The sequence below is a fragment of the Jannaschia sp. M317 genome (genome assembly GCF_025141175.1).
Lineage (GTDB): Bacteria > Pseudomonadota > Alphaproteobacteria > Rhodobacterales > Rhodobacteraceae > Jannaschia.
Map to the genome: position 1 here is coordinate 1,998,959 of NZ_CP081155.1, position 21,894 is coordinate 2,020,852.

The 21,894-nt window shown below is 66.4% G+C and carries 22 protein-coding genes; 6 read left to right on the forward strand and 16 right to left on the reverse strand.

Annotation, left to right across the window (positions count from 1 at the left end):
* Nucleotides 1-59 precede the first annotated feature (59 nt).
* From K3551_RS10350 to K3551_RS10365, 4 genes are all read right to left on the reverse strand, one after another.
* The gene (locus K3551_RS10350) at nt 60-908 is read right to left on the reverse strand and encodes a manganese/iron ABC transporter ATP-binding protein (protein WP_259912997.1); all 849 of its coding nucleotides are present in this window, start codon (nt 906-908) and stop codon (nt 60-62) included.
* Nucleotides 905-1,786, reverse strand: coding sequence for a metal ABC transporter substrate-binding protein (locus K3551_RS10355; RefSeq protein WP_259912999.1), 882 nt, complete (start codon nt 1,784-1,786; stop codon nt 905-907). The genes K3551_RS10350 and K3551_RS10355 overlap by 4 nt, the downstream gene beginning before the upstream one ends.
* Before the next feature lie 144 nt (nt 1,787-1,930).
* Nucleotides 1,931-5,683, reverse strand: coding sequence for an efflux RND transporter permease subunit (locus K3551_RS10360; RefSeq protein WP_259913001.1), 3,753 nt, complete (start codon nt 5,681-5,683; stop codon nt 1,931-1,933).
* The gene (locus K3551_RS10365) at nt 5,680-7,236 is read right to left on the reverse strand and encodes an efflux RND transporter periplasmic adaptor subunit (protein WP_259913002.1); all 1,557 of its coding nucleotides are present in this window, start codon (nt 7,234-7,236) and stop codon (nt 5,680-5,682) included. Before K3551_RS10365 ends, K3551_RS10360 begins: the two co-directional genes overlap by 4 nt.
* A 214-nt stretch (nt 7,237-7,450) precedes the next feature.
* On the opposite strand from K3551_RS10365, the gene K3551_RS10370 reads away from it, so the two are divergent.
* From K3551_RS10370 to K3551_RS10390, 5 genes are all read left to right on the forward strand, one after another.
* Nucleotides 7,451-8,110, forward strand: a complete 660-nt coding sequence (locus K3551_RS10370) for a hypothetical protein (protein ID WP_259913004.1) — start codon at nt 7,451-7,453, stop codon at nt 8,108-8,110.
* Between the two features lie 44 nt (nt 8,111-8,154).
* On the forward strand, nt 8,155-9,480 hold the full coding sequence (locus K3551_RS10375; RefSeq protein WP_259913006.1) for a PQQ-like beta-propeller repeat protein: 1,326 nt from the start codon (nt 8,155-8,157) through the stop codon (nt 9,478-9,480).
* Nucleotides 9,481-9,483: 3 nt separating this feature from the next.
* Entirely contained in the window at nt 9,484-10,377 is an 894-nt protein-coding gene (locus K3551_RS10380; protein ID WP_259913008.1) for a dihydrodipicolinate synthase family protein, read from the forward strand.
* A 75-nt stretch (nt 10,378-10,452) separates the two neighbouring features.
* A complete protein-coding gene (gene der / locus K3551_RS10385; RefSeq protein WP_259913011.1) occupies nt 10,453-11,907 on the forward strand; it encodes a ribosome biogenesis GTPase Der in 1,455 nt (484 codons plus the stop codon).
* A gap of 128 nt (nt 11,908-12,035) precedes the next feature.
* Nucleotides 12,036-12,215 (forward strand): Flp family type IVb pilin, encoded by a 180-nt coding sequence (locus K3551_RS10390; protein WP_259913012.1) that lies wholly within the window; start codon nt 12,036-12,038, stop codon nt 12,213-12,215.
* Nucleotides 12,216-12,245: 30 nt separating this feature from the next.
* Here the strand turns inward: K3551_RS10390 and grxD are convergent, their stop codons facing one another.
* The 10 genes from grxD to K3551_RS10440 all read right to left on the reverse strand — a co-directional run bounded on the left by grxD (nt 12,246) and on the right by K3551_RS10440 (nt 18,689).
* Nucleotides 12,246-12,608 (reverse strand): Grx4 family monothiol glutaredoxin, encoded by a 363-nt coding sequence (gene grxD, locus K3551_RS10395; RefSeq protein ID WP_259913013.1) that lies wholly within the window; start codon nt 12,606-12,608, stop codon nt 12,246-12,248.
* Nucleotides 12,609-12,612: 4 nt separating this feature from the next.
* A complete protein-coding gene (locus tag K3551_RS10400; protein ID WP_259913015.1) occupies nt 12,613-12,870 on the reverse strand; it encodes a hypothetical protein in 258 nt (85 codons plus the stop codon).
* Complete coding sequence (locus K3551_RS10405; RefSeq protein WP_259913016.1) at nt 12,867-13,109, reverse strand: BolA family transcriptional regulator; 243 nt, start codon at nt 13,107-13,109, stop codon at nt 12,867-12,869. Before K3551_RS10405 ends, K3551_RS10400 begins: the two co-directional genes overlap by 4 nt.
* A 122-nt stretch (nt 13,110-13,231) precedes the next feature.
* Nucleotides 13,232-15,406 (reverse strand): phosphoribosylformylglycinamidine synthase subunit PurL, encoded by a 2,175-nt coding sequence (gene purL / locus K3551_RS10410; RefSeq protein WP_259913018.1) that lies wholly within the window; start codon nt 15,404-15,406, stop codon nt 13,232-13,234.
* Nucleotides 15,407-15,462: 56 nt separating this feature from the next.
* Nucleotides 15,463-15,813, reverse strand: a complete 351-nt coding sequence (locus tag K3551_RS10415) for a hypothetical protein (protein ID WP_259913020.1) — start codon at nt 15,811-15,813, stop codon at nt 15,463-15,465.
* A gap of 66 nt (nt 15,814-15,879) precedes the next feature.
* A complete protein-coding gene (locus tag K3551_RS10420; protein ID WP_259913022.1) occupies nt 15,880-16,506 on the reverse strand; it encodes a DUF1638 domain-containing protein in 627 nt (208 codons plus the stop codon).
* A 130-nt stretch (nt 16,507-16,636) separates the two neighbouring features.
* Nucleotides 16,637-16,960, reverse strand: coding sequence for a YbjQ family protein (locus K3551_RS10425; protein ID WP_259913024.1), 324 nt, complete (start codon nt 16,958-16,960; stop codon nt 16,637-16,639).
* A 4-nt stretch (nt 16,961-16,964) separates the two neighbouring features.
* Complete coding sequence (locus tag K3551_RS10430) at nt 16,965-17,177, reverse strand: hypothetical protein (RefSeq protein ID WP_259913026.1); 213 nt, start codon at nt 17,175-17,177, stop codon at nt 16,965-16,967.
* 61 nt (nt 17,178-17,238) lie between these two features.
* Nucleotides 17,239-17,850 carry a glutathione S-transferase family protein gene (locus tag K3551_RS10435; RefSeq protein WP_259913028.1) on the reverse strand — a complete coding sequence of 204 codons (612 nt, stop codon included), beginning with the start codon at nt 17,848-17,850 and terminating at the stop codon, nt 17,239-17,241.
* Nucleotides 17,851-17,984: 134 nt separating this feature from the next.
* Nucleotides 17,985-18,689, reverse strand: coding sequence for a B12-binding domain-containing protein (locus K3551_RS10440; RefSeq protein ID WP_259913029.1), 705 nt, complete (start codon nt 18,687-18,689; stop codon nt 17,985-17,987).
* 150 nt (nt 18,690-18,839) lie between these two features.
* On the opposite strand from K3551_RS10440, the gene K3551_RS10445 reads away from it, so the two are divergent.
* Nucleotides 18,840-19,910: a PA0069 family radical SAM protein gene (locus K3551_RS10445; protein WP_259913030.1), complete on the forward strand. Its 1,071-nt coding sequence runs from the start codon at nt 18,840-18,842 to the stop codon at nt 19,908-19,910.
* 2 nt (nt 19,911-19,912) lie between these two features.
* On the opposite strand, the gene K3551_RS10450 is transcribed toward K3551_RS10445, so the two are convergent.
* Nucleotides 19,913-20,779 carry an endonuclease/exonuclease/phosphatase family protein gene (locus tag K3551_RS10450; RefSeq protein WP_259913031.1) on the reverse strand — a complete coding sequence of 289 codons (867 nt, stop codon included), beginning with the start codon at nt 20,777-20,779 and terminating at the stop codon, nt 19,913-19,915.
* Between the two features lie 4 nt (nt 20,780-20,783).
* Nucleotides 20,784-21,794, reverse strand: a complete 1,011-nt coding sequence (gene bmt / locus K3551_RS10455) for a betaine--homocysteine S-methyltransferase (protein ID WP_259913033.1) — start codon at nt 21,792-21,794, stop codon at nt 20,784-20,786.
* Nucleotides 21,795-21,894: the final 100 nt, after the last annotated feature.

The window sequence follows — 21,894 nt, forward strand, 5'->3', positions numbered from 1 at the left end:
TCGGCCAGAGGAAGGAGGGGGCGAGCGCGTTAACCTTAACGAATTTTAAACTGGAGGGCTCAGTCATGGTCGTCGCCATATATGACGAACGGCCGCTCATCGTCGGTCAAGACGGTCACGCGGCGCTTGTCCTCGTCGTCGTGCAGATCGTCCCCGCCCAGGTCATAGCGCCGGAGCACACCGCCAAAGGCACGTTGCAGGTTGGCGTGGGTAAAGACCTCTGAGGTCAGGCCGTAGTCCAGCACGGTTCCCTTGATGAAGATCGCCCGGTCGCAGAACTGCGGCACGGAGCCGAGGTTGTGGGTAGAGACCAGCATCACCCGCCCCTCGTCGCGCATTTCGCGCAGGAGCGCGATGATCGCGTCCTCGGTCTTGACGTCAACGCCGGTGAACGGCTCATCCAGCAGGATGACACGGGCGTCCTGGGCCAGCGCGCGGGCCAGGAAGACGCGTTTCTTCTGTCCGCCGGACAGGGCGCCGATCTGGCGATCCGCGAAGGCCGCCATGTCGACACGGGCCAGCGCGTCATCGACGGCGGCATGGTCCGTGGCGGCCGGGCGGCGCAGAAAGCCCATGTGCCCGTAGCGGCCCATCATCACCACGTCGCGGACCAGGACGGGGAAGGTCCAGTCGACCTCCTCGGCCTGGGGGACGTAGGCCACCAGGTTCAGGCGCAGCGCGTCTTCGATGGAATGGCCGAGCAGGGAAATCCGTTCCGCGCGTACGGGCAGGAACCCCATCAACGCCTTGAACAGTGTTGACTTGCCCGCGCCATTCACCCCCACCAGCCCGGCAATGGTGCCCGTCGGCAAGGTGAAGGACGCGTCGCGCAGGGCGGTCACGCCGCCTGCATAGGTCACCGACAGGCCCTCGGCGGCGATGCCTTCCTGAACGGAGATGTCCTTCATCGGGTCAGGCCGTTCAGGATCGTCTCGGAGGTGACGCGCAGCAGGTCCAGATAGGTCGGGACCGGCCCGTCCTCGCCCGACAGGCTGTCGACGTAGAGAACACCGGCGTATGCGGCCCCCGTCTCGCGCGACACCTGCTGGGCGGGGTCGGCGGAAACGGTGGATTCGGAAAAGACGGCGCGAATATCATTGTCGCGGACGGCGTCGATGACCGCGCGGACCTGTTGGGGTGTGCCTTGCTGGTCCGAGTTCATGGGCCAGAGATACAGCTCCCGCAGGGCGAAATCGCGGGCCAGATAGCTGAACGCTCCCTCAGAGGTGACAAGCCAGCGATCGGCCTCGGGCAGGGCGCGGATGGCGTCGCGCAGCGGGCCGATGGTGGCGGCAATCTCGGCCTTGTAGGTCTCGGCGTTGGCGGCATAGGTCGCGGCGTTGGCAGGATCATGCGCCGACAGCGCGGTGGCGATGTTGTCGACGTAGATCAATGCGGAATCGAGGCCCATCCAGGCGTGCGGATTGGGCTTGCCGTCATAGCTGCCGCCGGTGATCGAAATCGGGTCGATCCCATCGGTCAGAACCGCCTGCGGCGTGTCGCCCAGATTGCGGAAGAATTGTTCGAACCACAGTTCCAGGTTCATGCCGTTCCACAGGATCAGATCGGCGTCGCGTGTGCCGATGATGTCGCGAGGGGTCGGCTGATAGCCGTGGATTTCTGCCCCCGGCTTGGTGATCGAAACGACCTCGGCGGCGTCCCCGGCCACGTTGCGGACCATGTCGGCGATCACGGTAAAGGTGGTCGCCACCTTGAAATCAGGTTCGGCCCGCACGGGCAGGGCGGCCAGCAGCAGGGCGGCGAGGGCGACGAAGGGCCGGATCATCGGATCATCCTATGGTGAGCAGGTGTCGGATATAGATTGAGAACGATTCGCAGGAAGTCAATGCCCCTGCGAACCATTCTCAAGTAAGCCGATGAACGCCTGCGTCAAGGCGCAGCAAAAAGCCCCCGAAAAGGGGGCTTTCTGTCATTCCGCCGCGCGGATCGGGGTCGCGCCGCGCGGCGCCGCATCGTCGCTGTCGTCCCGCGCCGTGACCACCGCAACCGGGCGGGCCGGCACCGCCTCGCCGGGGATCTGCACGGCTTCCGGGAGGTCGGCATCTTCCTCCGCCCAGAGCAGGGTCGGGGCCTTCACCCGCTTGGCCGCGCGGCGCAGCGCCCAGTCCTGGCCCGACCGGCTGGTGCGGCCAAAGCCCACGCGCCCGATCATGCGGAACAATCCGATCGCGTAGGTCACGGCCCAGACCCGCGCCGCCAGCATCGCAGGCGTGAACAGCAGCGTCAGAACCGTGGCGACCCCCAGACCCCAGACCACCGCCGTCGCCAGCTGGATCCACCACAGGGACGTGGGCGACCCGATCGAATAGCCGCCGCCGATGAAGTCGAACGACAGGCCGAACATCATCGGTGCCAGGCCCGCCATGGTCGTCAGCGTGGTCAGCAGAACGGGGCGGATCCGATCCTCGGCGGTGCGGGTGATCGCCTCGATCCGGGGCATGTAGCGGCTGTATTCCTGATAGGTGTCGATCAACACGATGTTGTTGTTCACCACGATCCCCGCCAGTGCAACGATCCCCGTGCCGGTCATGATGATCGAAAAGGCCTGATCCATCACCAGCATCCCGATGAGCACACCCGTCGTGGACAGGACCACCGCCAACAGCACCAGGATCGAGTTGTAGATGGAGTTGAACTGCGCCAGCAGGATCACGAACATCAGGCCCAGTGCCCCGATGAAGGCTTGGCCGAGGAAGGCCTGGCTCTCGGCCTGCTCCTCCTGATCGCCGGTCCATTCGTAGGACACGGAGGCGGGCAGGACCTCTCCGGCGTCGAACAATTCGGTCAGCATGACGATGCGTTCGTTGGCGGTGACCGGCACCACGGTCAGGTCGCTGCCCTCGGCGTCGGCGGCGGGGACGATGCCCTGCACGGTGCCCGCGTCGTCGACCAGCTTGACGAGGCCGGGGGCCACGTCCGCCTTGACGTCGAAATAACGCTCGCCGTCGTAGCGGTCGATCTGGGCCAGTTGCGGCACCGGTTTGCGGGTGATGAAGTTGGCCAGCGGGACCAGGCCGTCGGCGGTGCGCACCTTCAGGTTGTCGAGGGTGGACAGAACCCGGTCTTCTTCGGGCAGACGGACGCGGATCTCGATCTCGTCGTCCGAGGAATCCACGCGCATCGTGTCCAGCAGGATGCCGCGCGTGACCAGCTGCACCATGGCACCGACGGTGGCGACATCCGCCCCAAAGCGCCCCGCCTTTTCGACGTCCACATTGATCTCCCAGTCGATGCCGGGCAGGGGCAGAGTGTCTTCGATGTCGATCAGGCCGGGGGTGTCTTCGAAAAAGGCGGACACATCGGCGGTGGTCTGGCGCAACACGCCGTAGTCGCCGCCGGTCAGGCGCAGGTGCACAGGCTTGCCCTGTGCGGGGCCGCGATCATTGGCCGACAGATCGACCTTGATGCCCGGCAATGCGCGCAGACGTGCCAGCAGTTCGTCGGCAATGGCATCACCGTCAAAAGCGGGGTCCACGACCTGCGTGTTCACGGTGAAGCCGGCGATGGTGAACCAGGGCTCCGACACGGTGGGGCGGTCTTCCCAGGGGACCATCTCGATCTGGATCTGGCCGATGGTGTCGCCCGGACCACCCGCAGCACCGGGGCCGCCGGAATTCAGGCCACCGTCGCCCGCAAAGGCAAAGGCCGACTGGATGCCCGGTGTTTCCAGCACCATCTGTTCGGCCCGCTTGAGCAGAGCGTCCTTTTCGTCCAGCGACAGGTTCCCCCGCGCGCGGACGTAGATGTTGGCCTGCTCCAGCTCGCTTACGACGAAGAATTCCACGCCTTTGTTGTTCGCGCCAAAGTAGGTGAAGGTCGACACCACCGCAAAGCCGACGACCCCAACCGCCACGATGGGACCCAGGGGGTTGCCGACAATCATGTGGACGAACCAGCCAAAGGGGCTGCGCCGATAGCCGAATTTCACGGCCTTCTGGCGACGCTGGAACGTGACGGATCCGAGGCTGGCCGACAGCAGCATCGCCGAGAAGACGAAAGCCAGCGCACCGGGGATCGACCAGGTCCAGACGCCCAAGGGGGCCTCGGGCAGCAAAAGCTGCGGGTTCAATGTCTGCAGGATTGCCACGACCATCAGCCAGGCGGCCCCGATCGTCAGAACAAGGCGCGCGACCCAGGGCAGGGTGCGGCGCAGGGCGCCCGACAGACGCTCGATCATACGGCTGACCCGGCCCGAGACGCCGCCCAGAACCGGCAGGTAGACAAGCGCCACGATCAGCGAGGCCGACAGCACGAAGATCAGCGTCACGGGCAACATGCCCATGAATTCGCCCGGCACGCCCGGCCAGAACAGCATCGGCAGAAAGGCGCAAAGCGTCGTCGCCGTGGATGACACCACCGGCCAGAACATCCGTTTCGCGGCCTCGGTAAAGGCGTGCATCGGGCCGGAGCCTTCGGATATGCGCTTGTCCGCGTATTCGACCACCACGATGGCCCCATCGACCAGCATGCCCACGGCCAGGATCAGGCCGAACATGACGATGTTGGAGATCGTCAGCCCCATCGCCCCCATCAGAGCAAACGCCAGCAGGAACGACGTCGGAATCGCGAAGCCCACGAGCAGGGCAGACCGGGTGCCAAGCGCCGCCAGCACCACGATCATCACCAGCGCGATGGCCGTCAGGACCGAGCCTTCCAGCTGCGAGACCATGGATTTGACCGTGCGCGACTGGTCCAGCGTCACCTCGACCTGAACCGCCTGTTGCAGTTCCTCGGGCCAGGACGCGACGCTGGCGTCGATGACCGCGCGGACCTCGGCGGCGGTGTCGATGATGTTGAAACCCTTCCGCTTGACCACCTGAAGCGCGACAGTGGTGTCGCCGTTGTAGCGGGCGGTGCCCTCGCGGTCCTCGAACGTCAGGTTGATCTGGGCCAGGTCGCCCAGGCTGATGATGCGGTCGCCGTTGGTCTTGACCGGCAGGTTGTAGACGTCCTGCGGGTCCTCGAACGATCCGGGGATCTTGACCGGAAAGGCCCCGGTGGCCGTCTCGACCGACCCGGTGGCCACCAGCAGGTTGTTGTTGGTGACGACGTTGATCAGCTCGCCCGCGGTGACGTTATACGCCTCCAGCGCGAGGGGATCGATCAGCACCTCCAGCATTTCGTCACGGTGACCGGCCAGACCAGCCTCCAGGATTGCGGGCATGCCTTCCAGCGTGTCCTGCAATTCATTGGCCAGCCGCAGCAGGGTGCGTTCCGGTGCCTGCCCGGACAGCGAGACGATCAGGATCGGAAATTCGGAGAAGTTGATCTCGTCGATGGCATATTGATCCGCCCCCGAGGGGAAGTTCGCCTCGGCGTTGTTCATCTTGTCGCGGACGTCGGCGATGGTGGCGGCCTTGTCCCAGCCGAACTCGAATTCCAGAAAGATCCCTGCGAATCCCTCGGCGGCGGTGGCCGACATGGATTTCAGCCCGTCGACTTCCTTCAGCTCGGTCTCCATCGGTTTGACCAACAACTTTTCGGCGTCGGACGCGCTGATGCCGGGGAAGGGGACGTTGACGAAGATGCCGGGGATGTCGATGTCCGGCTCGCCCTCTTTGGGCAGCGAGACATAGGCGATCGTGCCGGCCAGAACCGACAGGACCACAAAGGCCAGGACCATGCGGGCCCGTTCGGCGGCCCAGTCGACGATGCCGATCATTGCGTGGCCTCCTGGCTGGCGCGCAGGCTTTCGGGCGTCTCATAGGTTGCCCGGACCGGCACGCCTTCGGTGACGTATTCCTGTCCGACGATGATCACATCGACCGCGTCGGGCAAGCCCCCCAGCAGGACGCCCTGGGGCGTGTCGCGGATCAGGGTGACAGGTGCAAAGCCGGTCACGCCGTCCTCGATCACCCGCAGGCCCAGCGCGCCCATATCGTTGAGCGTCAGCGCCGAGGCCGGGATCATGTGGGCGCGCGTCGGATCGGTGCCGATCAGAATTTCGGCGGTCTGGCCGTCGCGGATCGTCAGATCGGCGTTGGGCACCGTGACCTCCACGCGGAAGGTCCGCGTCAGATCGTCAGCGGACCGCGACAGGAACGTCACCTGACCCACGACCTCTGCGCCAGAGGCAAGGCGTGCGCCTGCTTGCGCGCCGACCTCGATCCGATCCACCTGCGCTTCGGGCAGGAACCCGACCAGTTTCATCGGATCCAGCTGCACGATCACGGCACAATCGCCCGATCCCGGTGCACCCGCCTGCAGCAGGGCCCCCAACTCAGCGGTATCCGATTCCAGCAGACCGGCAAAGGGCGCCTCGATCGTCAGCTTGTCGATTTCCAGTCGGGCGGCTTCGACGCCGGCCTCGGCGCTTTCGATGGCGGCCTCTGCCCCGGCGACACCGGCGCGGGCGTTTTCAACCCCTGCCTCTGCGGCGGCGACGCTAGCCTGCGCGCTTTCGATCTGGGCGCGGGCACCCTCGACGCTGGCGCGGGCGCTTTCGATGTCGGCTTCGGTGGCCTCAAGACCCGTTTGCGCGGCGACCAGACCGGCTTCGGCGGTGCGCAGCGTGGCGTCCGCATTTGCCACGCGCGTCTGCGAGGCGAAGCCGCCTTCGGACAGCTGTTGTGCGGCGTTCTGGTTGATCCGCGCCTCTTCCAGGCGGGCTTCTGCTTCTGCGATGCGCGCGGTGGTATCGGCGCGGCCGGCTTCGGCGACGGTGACACGCGACTGCACTTCGGGCAGCCGGGCGCGGGCCTCGCGCAGGCGGGCCTCTGCCTCGGGGCCACGGGCGGCGGCTTCGGCGATGCGGGCGCGCGCTTCGGGCAGGCGCGCGCGGGCTTCGGCCAATCTTGCTTCGGCTTCGGCAACGCGGGCTTGGCGCGTGCCGGGATCCAGTTCACACAGCATTTGCCCGGCTTCGACGAACTGCCCCTTGCGCAGCGGCTCCGAGATGACGATGCCCGAGGTTTCCGCCTGAACGGTCACCTCGCGCGCGGCCTCGGACTGACCCCGCACCATAACCGCGTCGGGCACATCGCTTGCGACGGAGCGAAGCGCGATGACATGCACGGCCTCACCGGCTTCGGCGGCCTCCGTGGTGGCAATTGCGACTGGCAATTCAGCCGCCTCTTCCGTCACCGGGGCCGCGACCTCGGTGGTCTCTTCGGTGCCGAAGCTGCGGGCAAACTGCAGCAGCGCCTCCCGCTCAAGCACGACATAGAACAAGGCCACGGAAACCAGCACAGCGGTCAGCAGGGGAAAGAAACGCATGATAATCCTCTGAGTGTCGAATAACCGCGGTATCGGGTGCTGCCGCACGCGCTAAACCGTTCGGTTCAGATTTAGGGGTTCCCCTACGCCCGACAACCCCTTCACGCAAGAGAAATTGACGCAGGGGTGTTCTGCGCAAATGCAGGACGTATCATTGCCGCTTGGCCCCCGCCGTCCGAGACGGTAGGACAGCCGCGACACCAAGGAGGGGCCGATGTCCAACCCGGAAAGTTTCATCGACGAGGTGACCGAAGAGGTCCGTCGTGACCGTCTGTATGCGACGCTGCGTCGCTGGGGCTGGGTGGCGGCGCTGGTCGTGATCGTGGTTGTCGGCGGGGCCGCCTGGTCGGAATGGCAGAAGTCCACCGCCGAGACGCGGGCCCAGGCCTTTGGTGATTCCCTGCTGCAGGCGCTGGGTGCCGACGACATGGACGCCCGCCGCGCCGCCTTGCAAACGGTGACGCCCGAGGTTCCCGAACAGGCCGCCATTCTGGGGTTGATCCGGGCCACGGCGCTGCGCAACGGCGATGGCGGATCCACGGATGCGGCCCGCGACGAATTGCTTGCCCTGGCCGAAACCGAGGGGCTGTCGCCCACCTACCGGCACCTGGCCCTGTTGAAGGTGATGCTGGATGGGGGCACCGGCGACGCCGCCCGCGACGGTGCCTTTCTGGAAGAATTGGCCACCCCCGGTGCGCCGTACCGGCCGCTGGCGATCGAACAACAGGCGATCACGGCCGTGCGCGCGGGCGATACCGCCACCGCCGTCACCCTGCTGCGCGTGTTGAGCGAAGAGGCCGGTGTGACGGAGAGCTTGCGCCGCCGCGCCCTGCAGTTGATGGTGGCGCTGGGGGCGTCGCCGGACCCCGCGTGAGCGGGGCACGGAACGCGACGGGGCAGGGACACGAGGCCAGACCAATGAAATCACAGCTTCTCTTGGCGCTTGGCGTCAGTCTTCTGACCCTCGCAGCCTGCACCGAAAAAGAGGAAATTTTGCCTGGGCAGCGTCTATCGGTGCGCCCCGGCGACAATACCGCCGCCGTCCTGGCAGAGGTGGCCCCCGATGTCGCCACGGATGCCGTCGCGCTGACCCTGCCGCCTGCGCGCCGTCTGGCCGATTGGCCGATGCGTGTCGGCACCGCGTCGAATGACCCCGGTCATGCATCGCTGTCGACGGCCCCTGTCCGGGGCTGGACGGCGGGTATCGGTGCGGGCGACAGCCGCCGGCAGCGGATCACAGCAGACCCGGTATCGGACGGGGCGCGCATCTATACGCTGGACGCCAAGGCGACGATCACCGCGACGACGACCGGCGGCGGGACCGCCTGGTCGCGCAGCCTGGTGCCGCCCGCCGACAAGGACACCGACGCCTCGGGCGGGGGCGTCGCGGTTGTGGGCGATACGGTTTATGTGACCACCGGCTTTGGCCGCCTGCACGCGCTGGACGCCACATCGGGGGCGGAGCGGTGGGTGCAGCGGCTGGACGCGCCGGTCACCTCGCCCAAGGTGGCGGGCGGGCTGGTGTACGTGGTCAGCCGCGACAATCGCGCCTGGGCGATCGCCGCCGACACCGGTCGCATCCAGTGGGAGCTGCCGGCCGCCCCGGCCGCCGCCGCCATGGCAACCGCACCGGCACCGGCCATCGTTGGACGTCTGGCCGTCTTCCCGTTCGGCAGCGGCGAAATCCTGGCCACGTTGCAGCAATCGGGCATTCGTGTCTGGGGCAGCTCTGTCTCGGGCAAGCGCCGGGGCGTCGCGTCCAATTTCATCGGGGATATCACCGGCGATCCGGTCGCGCAGGACGGCGTGATCTATGCTGGCACATCGGCGGGCCGGATGGTGGCGCTGGAACAATCCTCCGGCAGCCGGATCTGGACCGCCGACGAAGGGGCCGTCAGCCCCCTGGTCGTCGCGGGCGGCTCGCTTTTTGCGGTGTCGGACCGGGCGCAGTTGCTGCGGCTCGACGCGGAAACGGGCGATGTCATCTGGCGCGCCGACCTGCCGTTCTATCAGAACAGCCGCGTGACGCGGCGGCGCGGTGTCTTTGCGCATTATGGCCCTGTCCTGGCGGGTGGGCGGCTTTGGGTCGCGTCCTCTGACGGGGTGCTGCGCGGCTTTACCCCCGAGACGGGGGCCCTGGCGACACAGGTCGAGGTTCCCGGCGGTGCCGCCTCTCGTCCTATCGCCTTTGGTGATGCGCTTTATGTCGTCGGTCGCGACGGCGATCTGCACGCGTACCGCTAGGGGATGCCGGTCGCACGCCCCTGTGTCGATGGCGTGCATACGGTTCTCTATGCGCTGTTCTCCGGGGATGGCACGCTGGACACGGGTGCGATGCGCGCGCAGGTGCAGGCCGTGCGGGACAGTGGCGTCAAGGGGATTACGGTCCTGGGCCTTGCCACCGAAGTGCAGAAACTGTCGCCCGCCGAGCAGCGTCACCTGATCGAGATCGTCGCCCCCGAAACAGGCGACCTGCCGCTGTCTGTCACCCTCACCGGGGGCAGCGTCACCGCCCAGCGAGAGATGGCGCGCGTTGCGCTCGACCACGGGGCGCGCTGGCTGATCCTGCAACCTCCTGCTGTCGGCACCTATCCAGGTGCGACCTACCTGGAATTCTTTTTGGCCGTGGCCGAGGGCTTCGACCTGCGCGTCGCCGTTCAAAATGCGCCGCAATACCTGGGCCGGGGTCTCAGCCGGGACGACATCCTGCTCTTGCGTGACAGGAATCCGAATTTCGACGTGATCAAGGCCGAGGCACCCTCCGTCGATCTGGCCCGCCTGGCCCAGGCGGCAGGCGACCGTATCGACATCCTGAACGGGCGCGGCGGGCTGGAGCTGCTGGACTGTCTGCGCGCGGGGGCCTGCGGGTTCATCCTGGCCCCCGACATCGCCGACCGGGCGCAGCAGGCCATGACCCTTTGGCAAGCGGGCCGGACGCAGGAGGCAGAGGCCGAATACGCCGCGATCCTTCCCGCCATCACCTTTTGCATGCAGTCGATCGAACATCTTATCTGTTACGGCAAACGCCTGTTCGCCGCGCGCGCGGGACTGACCATTCACGACCGGGCCCCGGCGCAGATCCCGACCGACTTTGGCCTCGCGGCGGTGGACCGCTATGCCCGCGTTCTGGGCCCGATCTGACGTCGGGCTTTCCCTGCGCCGTCAGGTGCGCTAAGGCCCGCGCCTGACCTCGCCCTTCTTCGGGACCCGCGCCCCATGTTCACGCTCGCCATTGTTGGCCGACCCAATGTCGGCAAATCCACCCTGTTCAACCGTCTGGTTGGCAAACGCCTGGCGTTGGTCGACGACCAGCCGGGCGTGACCCGCGACCTGCGCGAGGGGGCCGCACGTCTGGGCGACCTGAAGTTCACCGTGGTCGATACCGCCGGTCTGGAACAGGCGACCGACGATTCCCTGCAGGGCCGGATGCGCCGACTGACCGAACGGGCCGTCGACGTGGCGGACGCCGCGCTTTTCGTGATCGACGCGCGGGTGGGCGTGACCCCCGCCGATGAGATCTTTGCCGATATCCTGCGTCGCAAGGGCCACCCGGTCCTTGTCGCCGCCAACAAGGCCGAGGGCCGCCTGGGCGAGGCCGGCATGTTCGAGGCCTTTTCGCTGGGTCTGGGCGAGCCGGTCGGCATCTCCGCCGAGCACGGCGAAGGCATGGCCGACCTGGCCGCCTTGCTGCGCCCCCTGATCGAAGCCAAGGCCGAGGAGCCCAGCGAAGAGGCCGAGGCCGAAGTCGAGATCGACGAGGACGACCTGGGGGAGGAGGCCGACTGGGCCCCGACGGCCAAGCGTCCGCTGAAGATTGCCGTCGTGGGGCGCCCCAACGCGGGCAAGTCCACGCTGATCAACCAGATCATCAAGGAAGACCGGCTGCTGACCGGGCCAGAGGCCGGGATCACCCGCGATTCCATCGCGCTGACCTTCGACTGGGAAGGCACGCCGACCCGCATTTTCGACACGGCCGGCATGCGCAAGCGCGCCAAGATCACCGAAAAGCTGGAAAAACTGTCGGTTTCCGATGGACTGCGGGCGGTGAAATTCGCCGAGGTCGTGGTTGTTCTGCTCGACACCGACAGTTCCTTTGAACAGCAGGACCTGCGCATCGCCGACCTCGCGTCCCGCGAGGGGCGGGCCGTGGTGGTCGCTGTCAACAAGTGGGACCTGGAAGAGAACCGCCAGGAAAAGCTGGCCGAACTCAAGGAAGCGTTCGAGCGTTTGCTGCCGCAGCTGCGCGGTGCGCCTCTGGTCACGGTTTCCGCCAAGACCGGCCGCGGGATGGAGCGCCTGCGCGAGGCCATCCTGAAGGCGCACGAGGTCTGGAACCGCCGCATTCCGACGGCCCAGCTGAACCGCTGGCTGACCGGAATGCTGGAACAGCACCCGCCCCCCGCACCGCAGGGGCGCCGCATCAAGATGCGCTACATGACCCAGGTAAAGACCCGTCCGCCCGGGTTCGTCGTGATGTGTTCTCACCCCGATTCGATCCCCGACAGCTATACGCGCTATCTGGTGAACGGCCTGCGCGAAGATTTCGACATGCCGGGCACTCCGATCCGTCTGCACATGCGCGGGCAGGGCGATGCGAACCCCTACAAGGGCAAAAAGCGGATTCAGGCCTCGCGCCTGCGCAAGCATACGGATGGCCGCCGCCCGGATTGACGGGCGCAGGAACCGCAAGAATTGTTGCTAAAGCGCGCATTTCTGCCCGCTTTCAGCCGTCCCCATGATCCGCCGCGGTGTGCATTCCTTGGCCTGTCCAACAGGGGAAGGTGCACGCGATGGCGTCAATGGTAGCAAGGTTCAGACAGTCCGAATCCGGGGCCGTCACGGTTGATTGGGTGGTTCTGACGGCTGCGGTCGTCGGACTGGGGCTGGCGATCGTGGGGCTGTTTTCCAGCGGCTTCACCAATCAGACCACGTCCATTCAGACAGGCATCAACGGCACGACCGTCAAGACAAGCTTCTGACGGGGCGGCCGGGACCGCCCCGAAAGGGGATCAGGCGTTGGCTTCGCGGATCTTGTCTGCGGCGTCCTTGTCGAACCCGACGCCGTTCTCGGCCAGCATCGTGTCCAATTCGCCCGACAGGGTCATTTCGGTGATGATGTCGCATCCGCCCACGAATTCGCCCTTCACATAAAGCTGGGGGATCGTCGGCCAGTCGGAGTAATCCTTGATGCCCTGGCGCACGCCATCATCGGCCAGCACGTTCACGTCCGAATACTCGACCCCCATGTAGTTCAGGACGCCGGCCACCTTGGCGGAAAATCCGCACTGCGGCATGGATTTCGTGCCCTTCATGAACAGCACCACATCGGTGCCCTTCACCATTTCGTCGATCTGCGTCTTGGCGTCGGTCATGGTCTCACTCCTGTCTGTCACGGCGCGGCACGAAGGCACGCGCATATTCCTGAGGGTCCCTCGGCACGCGGCTGGTCAACTGATTGCCGCCCCCCACGCCCGAGGAATAGTCGCTTTCGATCTCGGTATAGCCCGTGCCGGGGTCGATCCCGCGCGGCCGCCCACCGTCTTCCTGACCCGCTTCCTTGCGCAGGATCCAGATGGCGCGACCCAGCAGGATCGCCAGGATCAGCGCCGACAGGATCGCGGTCAGAAAGGTCATCCCGGCACGCGGGTCGTCAGGGCCAGCGCATGCAGTTCACCATGGGCACCGTCCATCTTGCCCTTGAGCGCGGCGTAAACGGCGCGTTGCTGGTTCACGCGGGACTTGCCGCGAAAACTCTCGTCCTCGACCTCGGCGGCATAGTGGTTTCCGTCACCGGCCAGATCGGTGATCGTGATCTTTGCCTGCGGAAATGTCTCGCGGATCAGATCCTCGATTTCCTGTGCCTGCATCGCCATTGCCGGGTCTCCTGTCTGGTCCGCATTTAGCTAAGCGCCCCCCCGCCCGAGGGCAAGACCAAGGCGCGGGCGTCTTCTCTGCTTCTCAAATATCCCGGGGGGCCGGGGGCTGGCCCCCGGCGCTAGGCGAAGATCTCGGCGAAGCGGCCACGATAGATATTCGACAGCTCGGCCAAGGGCGCGCTGGACGCGCCCAGCTTGACCATGTCGCCGCCGAACTGGCCCACCATGACCAATGGCACGCCCGCCTGGCCTGCCGCCACCATCAGCGCCTCGGCGCAGTCGAAGGTCACGGCCAGCAGATAGCGGGCCTGGTCCTCTCCGAACAACGCCTCGGTGCCCGAGACGTCCAGCGTGACGCCCATGCCCTGTGCCTCGGCCAAGGAGAAGGCCGCCAGGGCCAGCCCGCCATCGCTGAGGTCGGTGCAGGCGGTGATCCAGGCGCGGTTGTCCAGGATGAAATCGCCATGGGCCCGCTCGGCGGTCAGATCCACGGCGGGGGCATCGCCGGACCGCCATCCCAGATGCTCGGCCAACAGGGCCGATTGTCCCAGATGCGTGCCTTCGCCGCCCAGCAGCAGGGCGATCATGCCGGGTTGAATGGCACCCGCGATCCGATCGTCCAGATCCTCGATCAGACCCACCGCGCCGATGGTCGGTGTCGGGTCGATCCCGGTGCCATCGGTTTCGTTATAAAGCGAGACGTTGCCCGATACGATCGGCATATCCAACGCGGTGCAGGCTTCGCCAATGCCTTCCAACGCCTTGACGAACTGGCCCATGATCTCGGGCTTTTCGGGGTTGCCAAAGTTCAGGTTGTCGGTCGTCGCCAACGGGCGTGCGCCCTTGGCGATCAGGTTGCGATAGGCCTCTGCCACGGCCTGGCGCCCCCCTTGCAGCGGGTTCGCCTTGACGTAGCGCGGGGTCACGTCAGAGGTGAAGGCCAGCGCCTTTGGGGTCCCGTGGACGCGGATGACACCGCCGTCGAGGCCCGGCAAGACGACCGAGTCGCCCATGACCTGCGTGTCATACTGCTCCACCACCCAATCGCGGGCGCAATAGTTGGCGCTGCCGATCAGGGACCGAAGCCCCGCCATCGCGTCGATTGCGGGGACGTCGCCCAGCGGGGCGGCAGGCGGCGTTTCGACCCAGGGGCGGTCGTATTCCGGGGCGGAAGAGGCCAGCGTCGACAGCGGCAGATCGGCGCGCACCTCGCCGCCGTGGACGATCACAAAACGGTCCTCGGCAATGGTTTCGCCCACGATGGCGAAATCCAGGTCCCATTTCTCGAACACGGCGCGGGCCACGTCTTCCTTGGCGCTGTCCAGCACCATCAGCATACGTTCCTGGCTTTCGGACAGCATCATCTCATAGGCGGTCATGGCGACTTCGCGGACCGGCACACGGTCCAGGTCAAGCCGGATGCCAAGGCCGCCCTTGTCGCCCATCTCAACGGCCGAACAGGTCAGGCCCGCGGCCCCCATGTCCTGGATCGACACGACCGCGCCGGTCGCCATCAGCTCCAACGTGGCTTCCATCAGGCGCTTTTCGGTGAAGGGATCGCCGACCTGCACGGTCGGGCGCTTCTCCTCGATGGTGTCGTCGAATTCCGCGCTGGCCATGGTGGCCCCGCCGACGCCGTCGCGGCCCGTCTTGGCACCCAGATAGACCACGGGACGCCCGACGCCCGACGCCGCCGAGTAAAAGATCGCATCGGCATCGGCCAGGCCTGCGGCAAAGGCATTCACCAGACAGTTGCCGTTGTAGCTGGCGTCAAAGCGGACCTCGCCACCTACGGTCGGCACGCCAAAGCAATTGCCGTAGCCGCCGACACCTTCGACCACGCCGTGCACCAACTGTCGCGTCTTGGGGTGCGCGGGTTCGCCGAACGACAATGCGTTCATCGCGGCCACGGGCCGGGCGCCCATGGTGAACACATCGCGCAGGATGCCGCCCACGCCGGTCGCGGCCCCCTGATAGGGCTCGATATACGAGGGGTGGTTGTGGCTTTCCATCTTGAAGACGACGGCCTGGCCATCGCCGATATCCACCACGCCCGCGTTTTCACCGGGGCCGCAGATCACCTGAGGCCCATCGACCGGCAGGGTGCGCAGCCACTTTTTCGACGACTTGTAAGAACAGTGTTCGTTCCACATCGCCGAAAAGATGCCGAGTTCGGTGAACGTCGGTTCGCGGCCCATGATTTCCAGGATGCGGTCGTATTCGTCAGCCGACAGGCCATGGGCCGCAATCAGGTCGGGGGTGATGGCGGGATCGGAATGGGGCGTGGATGCCATGGGGAAGGGCCTCGCGTGGGTTGCGGGCCCCTCTTACGGCAGGTCAACGGGGGGGTCTAGCGGGTGACGGGCACCAGAGACGTGTCCAGCGGCAGGTTCATCCGCGCGGCCAAGGTCGCAGCATCGTCCGCCAGGCGCAACGATCCGTCGCTTGCCCGCGACAGACCCGCCACCATCAGGGCCGAGGTTTGCACCCGCAATGCCCGGTCCAGCATGACAACACAGGAAAACAGGCCATCGGACATCTCGTTGACGGCGACCAACCGGCCCAGTCGGACCGCATCGGCGGTCAGGACATCGGTGCCGACCACTGCGCGCGCCTCATCGACCCGCAGGGGGTGCAGGTCGTCCATGGCTTGTGCAAAGCTGGGCAGCAAGAACAGGGCAATCGCAATGGCGAAACGCATTTTCGATCTCTCCCTCGGCTGGAGCTAGACAAAAGCGCATTGCCGCGCTGAGTCAAGGGAGGCCCCTCAAAGGCGCTGTATTTCGGGCAGAAGTTCGCCATATCCCGTGGCCCGCCGTTCAAATGAGAGGCCCAGCGCAGTTGCGGCCGCCTCGGCCCGCGCGGTCAGGTCCGGGTCATCGGTCTGTGCAAGATAGACAAGTTTCCTGTAATTGCCAAAGTACATATCCCGCAGCTCCGGGTGTCGGTCCAGGCCCAGAGGCCGGACCACAAAGGCGTCGAACTGCCGGGCGAGGAAATCGGTCAGGTAAAAGGCGTCGATCTCGTCGCGGGCGGCAAACCGGTCGAGACCGTCGAAAAAGGCATAGCAATGCGGCCCGGCGATCATCTCCACGCCCAGCCGCGCGCACACCTCTGACAGCGCGCCACCGGTGCCGCAATCGGCATAGGCGACAAAGGCGCGGGCGTAGGCACCCGCGCGTTCGTCCAAAGCGGCCTCGACGGCGGGGGCGATCCGATCAGGGTGATTGTGAAGAATGGCGGGCAGGCAATGCAGATCCAGATGATCCATGCCGTTCATATCGCGAATGGCCAGAACCTCTCGTGCAAGGGCACCGCAGGCGACGACCAGAACGCGGCCCGTGCCTTTCGCGGTCAGCCCGTCCTGGGTCAGCGTCGTGTCGTCAGGGATCATCGCCGGGCGCTTGCCTGTGGGCAGGGGGCCGGACCCGGGCCGACCCCAGACCGCCCGCGTCCCCCGCCTGCCTGTCGGATCGCGGGGCCCGGCGCCTGCGCAAGGGCAGGGATCGGTCGGGGCCAGCCGGTCACTTCAGCCGCACAGCGGTGCCGTAGGCGACCACTTCGGACGCGGCCTGGGTGATGGTCGAGGTTTCCAGCCGCATGCCGATCACCGCATCCGCCCCCAGAAGCCGCGCCTCCGACAGCATCCGGTCAAGCGCTTGTTCCCGCGATCCGGTCAGCAGGGCCGCGTATTCCTTGATCTCGCCGCCAACCAGGTTGCGCAAGGACGCCACGATGTCCGACCCCACATGCTTGGCCCGCACGGTGGAGCCTTTGACCAGGCCCAGGGTCGCCACGATCTCTCGCCCTGGAACGCCGTCGGTCGTGGTGATGATGATGTCGGTCATGGGGTCACTCCATCCGGTCGTAATGGTCGTCTTCGCGGTTGGCGAGCCGCTCGGAAATCACCCGCCAGGCGATCACGGCAAGCGCCGCGATGGGCAGCAGGATCAACCAGCCCATCGGGATCGAAACGGCGGCACCGACGGCCACCGCCAGCCAGACGGTCGCCCCCGCAGCCGCAAGGACGATCACAAGGATCAGGACAAATTTGTCGAGCGGCATGGGCGTCTCCTTTGCGTCAGGACCGATATGGGGGCGCAGACTGGCGGCCGCAATCCAAGGGTCAGCCGTGAAGCGCCGCGATCCGCGCCACCGCCGGACGCGCGGCGACGCGCGCGCTGTGGGCGTCAAGCGCAGGATAGTTGGCCAAAGGCACGCCATCGCCCTCCATCCAGCGCATCATCGTCCAGAGGTAGACATCCGCGACCGAAAAGGTCGGCCCGACCCAATCGCCGTGCAACCGGTCCTGCATGTAGGCCGCGCTGGCGGCCATGTTCTCGGCCACCTTGGCGCGCATGGCGTCGTGGGTGGCGGGATCGTCGGCCCAGCGGTGACCGCGCAACTTGTGCGCATGGGCGATATGAACGGTGCTGGCCAGATAGGCCATCATCTCGCGCACCTTGGCGGCCTGCCAGGGATCGGTCGGCATCAGCCCGGCCTCTGGATGGGTCTGGGCGACCCAGTCCAGCAAGGCCAGCGCTTCGGTCAGGATGCCGTCCTTGGTCACCAGGGCCGGGACGCGACCCTTGGGGTTCAGGACCAGATAATCGGCGCTGGTCTGCTGTCCCTTGGACAGGTCGAGCCAGACCACCTCATAGGTCGCGCCCGCCTCTTCCAGGGCTGCGTGCACGGCCAGGCCGATGCTGTTGGGGGACACGTGTAGAACCGGGGTCATGGGGCTTCCTTCGGAGGAGGGGCGTCTGGTCGGACCATGGACCGGGCCGGGGCAATCGGAAAGGTCCAATCCCCCGGCAGGGTCGCGAAACCGCCGCCGATATACAGGCGGTCACCCGACCGGGCCGCCGTGTCCTAGCCGGCGGCGGCAGAGTTGTGCTTGCGCGCCATGAAGGTCTTGGCCGTCTCCACCGCGACGGCGGCATCGCGGCAATAGGCGTCGGCCCCGATGGCGCGGCCGAACTCTTCGTTCAGGGGGGCACCACCGACCAGCACGGTATAGTCGTCGCGCATGCCCTTTTCGATCATCGTGTCGATCACGACCTTCATGTAGGGCATCGTCGTCGTCAGCAGGGCCGACATCCCCAGGATGTCCGCATCCTCGGCCACCAGGGCATCCAGATAGGCGTCCACGGCGTTGTTGATGCCCAGGTCCACCACCTCGAAACCCGCGCCCTCCATCATCATCGACACCAGGTTCTTTCCGATGTCGTGGATGTCGCCCTTGACGGTGCCGATCACCATCTTGCCCACACGCGGCGCGCCGGTTTCCGCCAGCAGCGGTTTCAGGATGGCCATGCCGCCCTTCATCGCATTGGCGGCCAGCAGAACCTCAGGGACGAACAGGATCCCGTCGCGGAAATCGTTGCCGACGATCGTCATGCCGCCGACCAGGGCCTTGGTCAGGATGTCGTAGGGCTGCCAGTCGCGTTCCAGCAGGATGTTCACCGCCTCTTCGATTTCCTCCTTGAGGCCATCATAGAGGTCGTCGAACATCTGTTGGACGAGATCGTCGTCGTTCAGTTCGGACAGGATGATGTCGTCTTCTTCGTCGGACATGGGTTACCTCTGATCTTTGACAGGCATTTGTGACCAGTTCACGGAACTGACCACACGGAAAGCGACATGGCGCGGTCGCGCCGCGACCCCCTTGCCGTGAAATGGCGAATGTTCTAACTTTGTTCTCAGCCATCGGGCGGGGAACGGGGCATGTGGACGGACTCTGAGCACGTCGAAGACGAGATCGCTCCAAAACGCGCGGCCACGCGCGGGGCGCTGTCGAATGCGGGCAGCCGGTTCGATCCCTACCTGCGCGAGGTGCCCGTCGCCGACCGCCCCCGTACCGAGGTGCGCGACGAGCCGATCACCCGCGTCATCAGCTACAACAGCTCGCCCGATCTGGGCTTTGACCGGTCGGTCAACCCGTACCGCGGGTGCGAGCACGGCTGCATCTATTGCTTTGCGCGGCCCAGCCATGCCTATCTCGGCCTGTCGCCGGGGCTCGATTTCGAGACCCGGCTGATCGCCCGCCCGACCGCGCCCGATGCCTTGGCGCGCGCGCTGCGGCAACGGGGCTACGCCCCCGCGATGCTGGCGCTGGGCACCAATACTGATCCCTACCAGCCGATCGAACGCGACCGCCGCATCATGCGTGGGCTGCTGGAGGTTCTGCGCGATCACCGCCACCCCGTCGGCATCACCACCAAGGGAACCCTGGTCGAGCGTGACATCGACATCCTGCAAGACATGGGACCGGAGCTGTGCCGCGTCGGCCTGTCCGTCACCACGCTGGACGCCGATCTGGCGCGCCGCCTGGAACCGCGCGTGCCCAGCCCCGCGCGCCGTCTGGCCGCGATCGAACGCCTGGCGCGGGCCGGTGTCGTGGTGCGCGTCATGGTCTCGCCGATCATTCCCGGTCTGACCGATCACGAGGTCGAGGCCGTGCTGACCGCGGCCCGCGACGCAGGCGCGCGGGCCGCCAGCATGATCCCCCTGCGCCTGCCGCTGGAGGTTGCGCCCCTGTTCGAGGAATGGCTGCACGAACACGCGCCCCTGCGCGCCGAAAAGGTTCTGCGCCGCCTGCGGGAGTTTCATGGCGGAGACCTGTACCGGTCCGGGTTCGGTACGCGGATGCGGGGGCAGGGGGTTCATGCCAGCCTGCTGCAACGCCGCTTTCGTCGCGCCTGCGACAGTCTGGGATTGGCCCGGCACCTGCCGCCCCTGCGGGACGATCTGTTCCGGTTGCCACCGCGCGCGGGCGATCAGCTGTCGCTGCTTTAGGGTCACGAGTCGCTCCGCTGGATCAGGGCGCGCACGGCCTCGTGGTCGCTGCCGTGGCGGCCCGCGAGGTCGGCGTCGACCAGCCAGTCGGACGGCGCGATGACGTGGTCGATGGGCAGCGGCACAGGCCCCAGCCAGAACGAGGACCGCCAGCCCGGCGCCACTAGGCCATCCGCCGCCCGCGCCAGTTTTCGCACGGCCGCCGACCAGGGCATCTGGTTGAAATCGCCCGCGATGACGACCGGTTCGTTCAACTGCTCAACGGCCTGTGCCAACCAGGCGACCTGCTGCGCCTGCGCATCCCCGCCGCGCGGCCAGGGCCATCCCAGATGCACGGACATCACCGTTACCTCGCCCGAGGGGGCCGCGATCCGGGCCCAGGCCGTATCTTCCAGCGCGCAGCCCCGGTCGATGACCGGATGGCGCGACAACACCGCCGTGCCGATCCCCGGTGCGTCGGGGCAATCCACCAACGTCCACGGGGCCGGCAGGGTGTTCAGCGCCAGCCAGGCTTGCTCCACCTCCTGCACGGTCACCACGTCGTAGTCGCCCAGTCGGGAAACCAGATTGGTGCCGTCATTGCGGTGCAGGATGTTGTGCTGCAACAGCTTCAGGTCGGCCTGGAACACCACCGCATCCCGCGACAGCACGGCCGTCACGGGCAAAAGCGCCACCGCGCCCGCAACCACGGCACCGACTCGCCAATAAATCCGCATCGAAAACGCCAACAGGCCGATCAGGATCAGCAGGCCACCAACCCAGGGCTGTGTAATCGCCAGACTGTCCAAAGGCGCGGATCCACCGCCCGCATAGGGCAGCAACGCGGCAAAGACCAATCCGCACAGCAACAGCAGACCCGCGTGGCGCATCCGGTCAGGCCCGAGAACGGCGGCGCGATTTCGACCGGTCGCGCGTCGGGCCGCGCCCGTCCGTGCCATCACTGTCGGAAGAGAAGCCGCCCAGCGTATCCGCGACAACAGCCAGATCCGGGGCAGGGCCCCGAGCCGTCGTCTCCAGCGCCGCCCGCATGGCGCGCAGGTGATCAGGCGTTGTGCCGCAGCAGCCGCCGATGATCGTGGCCCCGGCGTTGCGCGCCATGACGGCATATTCCGCCATCAATTCCGGCGTGCCGTCATAGTGGATGTGGCCATCGTGATACTTGGGGATGCCCGCATTGCCCTTGGCGATCACCGGCAGGCCGGGGCCAAAGCCCATGACCGTGCGGATCAGGTCGGATGCGCCCACGCCACAGTTCGCGCCATAGGCCACCGGCGGGTTCGGCAGCTTGCTGACCAGGCGGGTCATTGCCTCGGACGTGGTGCCCATCATGGTGCGGCCCGCGGTGTCAAAGCTCATGGTTACACACCAGGGCATGTCTGCCAGGGCGGCGGCCTCGGCGGCGGCCTTCAACTCTTCGGGGGCGGAAATCGTTTCGACCCAAAGAACGTCAGCCCCACCTGCCTTCAGGCCTTCGGCTTGCTGGTGAAAGATCTCGACGGCGCTTTCGTGGGTCAGCGGACCCATCGGGGCCATGATCTCTCCGGTTGGGCCCATGGACCCTGCGACGATGACGGGGCGACCGGCCTTGTCGGCGATCTCGCGCCCGATTTCGGCCCCCATACGCGACAGGTCACCGGCGCGGTGGCCCGCGTCGTGCAGTTTCAGCCGCGCCGCGTTGCCGCCGAAGGTGTTGGTCAGGAACAGGTCCGATCCGGCATCCACCGAACCCTGGTACAGCGCGCGCACCTTGTCGACATCGGTCTCGTTCCAGAACTCGGGCGCATCGCCCGCCGTCAGTCCCATGTTGAACAGGATCGTTCCGGTGGCCCCATCGGCCAGCAGCCAGTCGCGGTCTTTCAGTAGGGCGGTCAGGGCGTCGGGCATCATACTTCTCCGGGGCGAGGTCCCGGGCGTATGGCGAAGCCGGCCACTGAGTGCAAATTCATATTCGGCATGCAGATCATGAGCCGTGCGCATGTTCCGC

Excerpts from the sequence above, each read along its gene's own strand:
- K3551_RS10400 (WP_259913015.1), bottom strand. The coding sequence starts at position 12,870 with ATGACCTTTCTGACCGCGATCCTGTCGGCGCTGATCCTGGCGATCCTG.
- der (WP_259913011.1), top strand. The coding sequence starts at position 10,453 with ATGTTCACGCTCGCCATTGTTGGCCGACCCAATGTCGGCAAATCCACC.
- K3551_RS10350 (WP_259912997.1), bottom strand. The coding sequence starts at position 908 with ATGAAGGACATCTCCGTTCAGGAAGGCATCGCCGCCGAGGGCCTGTCG.
- K3551_RS10370 (WP_259913004.1), top strand. The coding sequence starts at position 7,451 with ATGTCCAACCCGGAAAGTTTCATCGACGAGGTGACCGAAGAGGTCCGT.
- grxD (WP_259913013.1), bottom strand. The coding sequence starts at position 12,608 with ATGACCGACGCCAAGACGCAGATCGACGAAATGGTGAAGGGCACCGAT.
- K3551_RS10405 (WP_259913016.1), bottom strand. The coding sequence starts at position 13,109 with ATGGCGATGCAGGCACAGGAAATCGAGGATCTGATCCGCGAGACATTT.
- K3551_RS10390 (WP_259913012.1), top strand. The coding sequence starts at position 12,036 with ATGGTAGCAAGGTTCAGACAGTCCGAATCCGGGGCCGTCACGGTTGAT.
- K3551_RS10375 (WP_259913006.1), top strand. The coding sequence starts at position 8,155 with ATGAAATCACAGCTTCTCTTGGCGCTTGGCGTCAGTCTTCTGACCCTC.
- K3551_RS10415 (WP_259913020.1), bottom strand. The coding sequence starts at position 15,813 with ATGCGTTTCGCCATTGCGATTGCCCTGTTCTTGCTGCCCAGCTTTGCA.
- K3551_RS10360 (WP_259913001.1), bottom strand. The coding sequence starts at position 5,683 with ATGATCGGCATCGTCGACTGGGCCGCCGAACGGGCCCGCATGGTCCTG.
- purL (WP_259913018.1), bottom strand. The coding sequence starts at position 15,406 with ATGGCATCCACGCCCCATTCCGATCCCGCCATCACCCCCGACCTGATT.
- K3551_RS10420 (WP_259913022.1), bottom strand. The coding sequence starts at position 16,506 with ATGATCCCTGACGACACGACGCTGACCCAGGACGGGCTGACCGCGAAA.
- K3551_RS10445 (WP_259913030.1), top strand. The coding sequence starts at position 18,840 with ATGTGGACGGACTCTGAGCACGTCGAAGACGAGATCGCTCCAAAACGC.
- K3551_RS10355 (WP_259912999.1), bottom strand. The coding sequence starts at position 1,786 with ATGATCCGGCCCTTCGTCGCCCTCGCCGCCCTGCTGCTGGCCGCCCTG.
- K3551_RS10365 (WP_259913002.1), bottom strand. The coding sequence starts at position 7,236 with ATGCGTTTCTTTCCCCTGCTGACCGCTGTGCTGGTTTCCGTGGCCTTG.
- K3551_RS10450 (WP_259913031.1), bottom strand. The coding sequence starts at position 20,779 with ATGCGCCACGCGGGTCTGCTGTTGCTGTGCGGATTGGTCTTTGCCGCG.
- K3551_RS10435 (WP_259913028.1), bottom strand. The coding sequence starts at position 17,850 with ATGACCCCGGTTCTACACGTGTCCCCCAACAGCATCGGCCTGGCCGTG.
- K3551_RS10430 (WP_259913026.1), bottom strand. The coding sequence starts at position 17,177 with ATGCCGCTCGACAAATTTGTCCTGATCCTTGTGATCGTCCTTGCGGCT.
- K3551_RS10380 (WP_259913008.1), top strand. The coding sequence starts at position 9,484 with ATGCCGGTCGCACGCCCCTGTGTCGATGGCGTGCATACGGTTCTCTAT.
- bmt (WP_259913033.1), bottom strand. The coding sequence starts at position 21,794 with ATGCCCGACGCCCTGACCGCCCTACTGAAAGACCGCGACTGGCTGCTG.
- K3551_RS10425 (WP_259913024.1), bottom strand. The coding sequence starts at position 16,960 with ATGACCGACATCATCATCACCACGACCGACGGCGTTCCAGGGCGAGAG.
- K3551_RS10440 (WP_259913029.1), bottom strand. The coding sequence starts at position 18,689 with ATGTCCGACGAAGAAGACGACATCATCCTGTCCGAACTGAACGACGAC.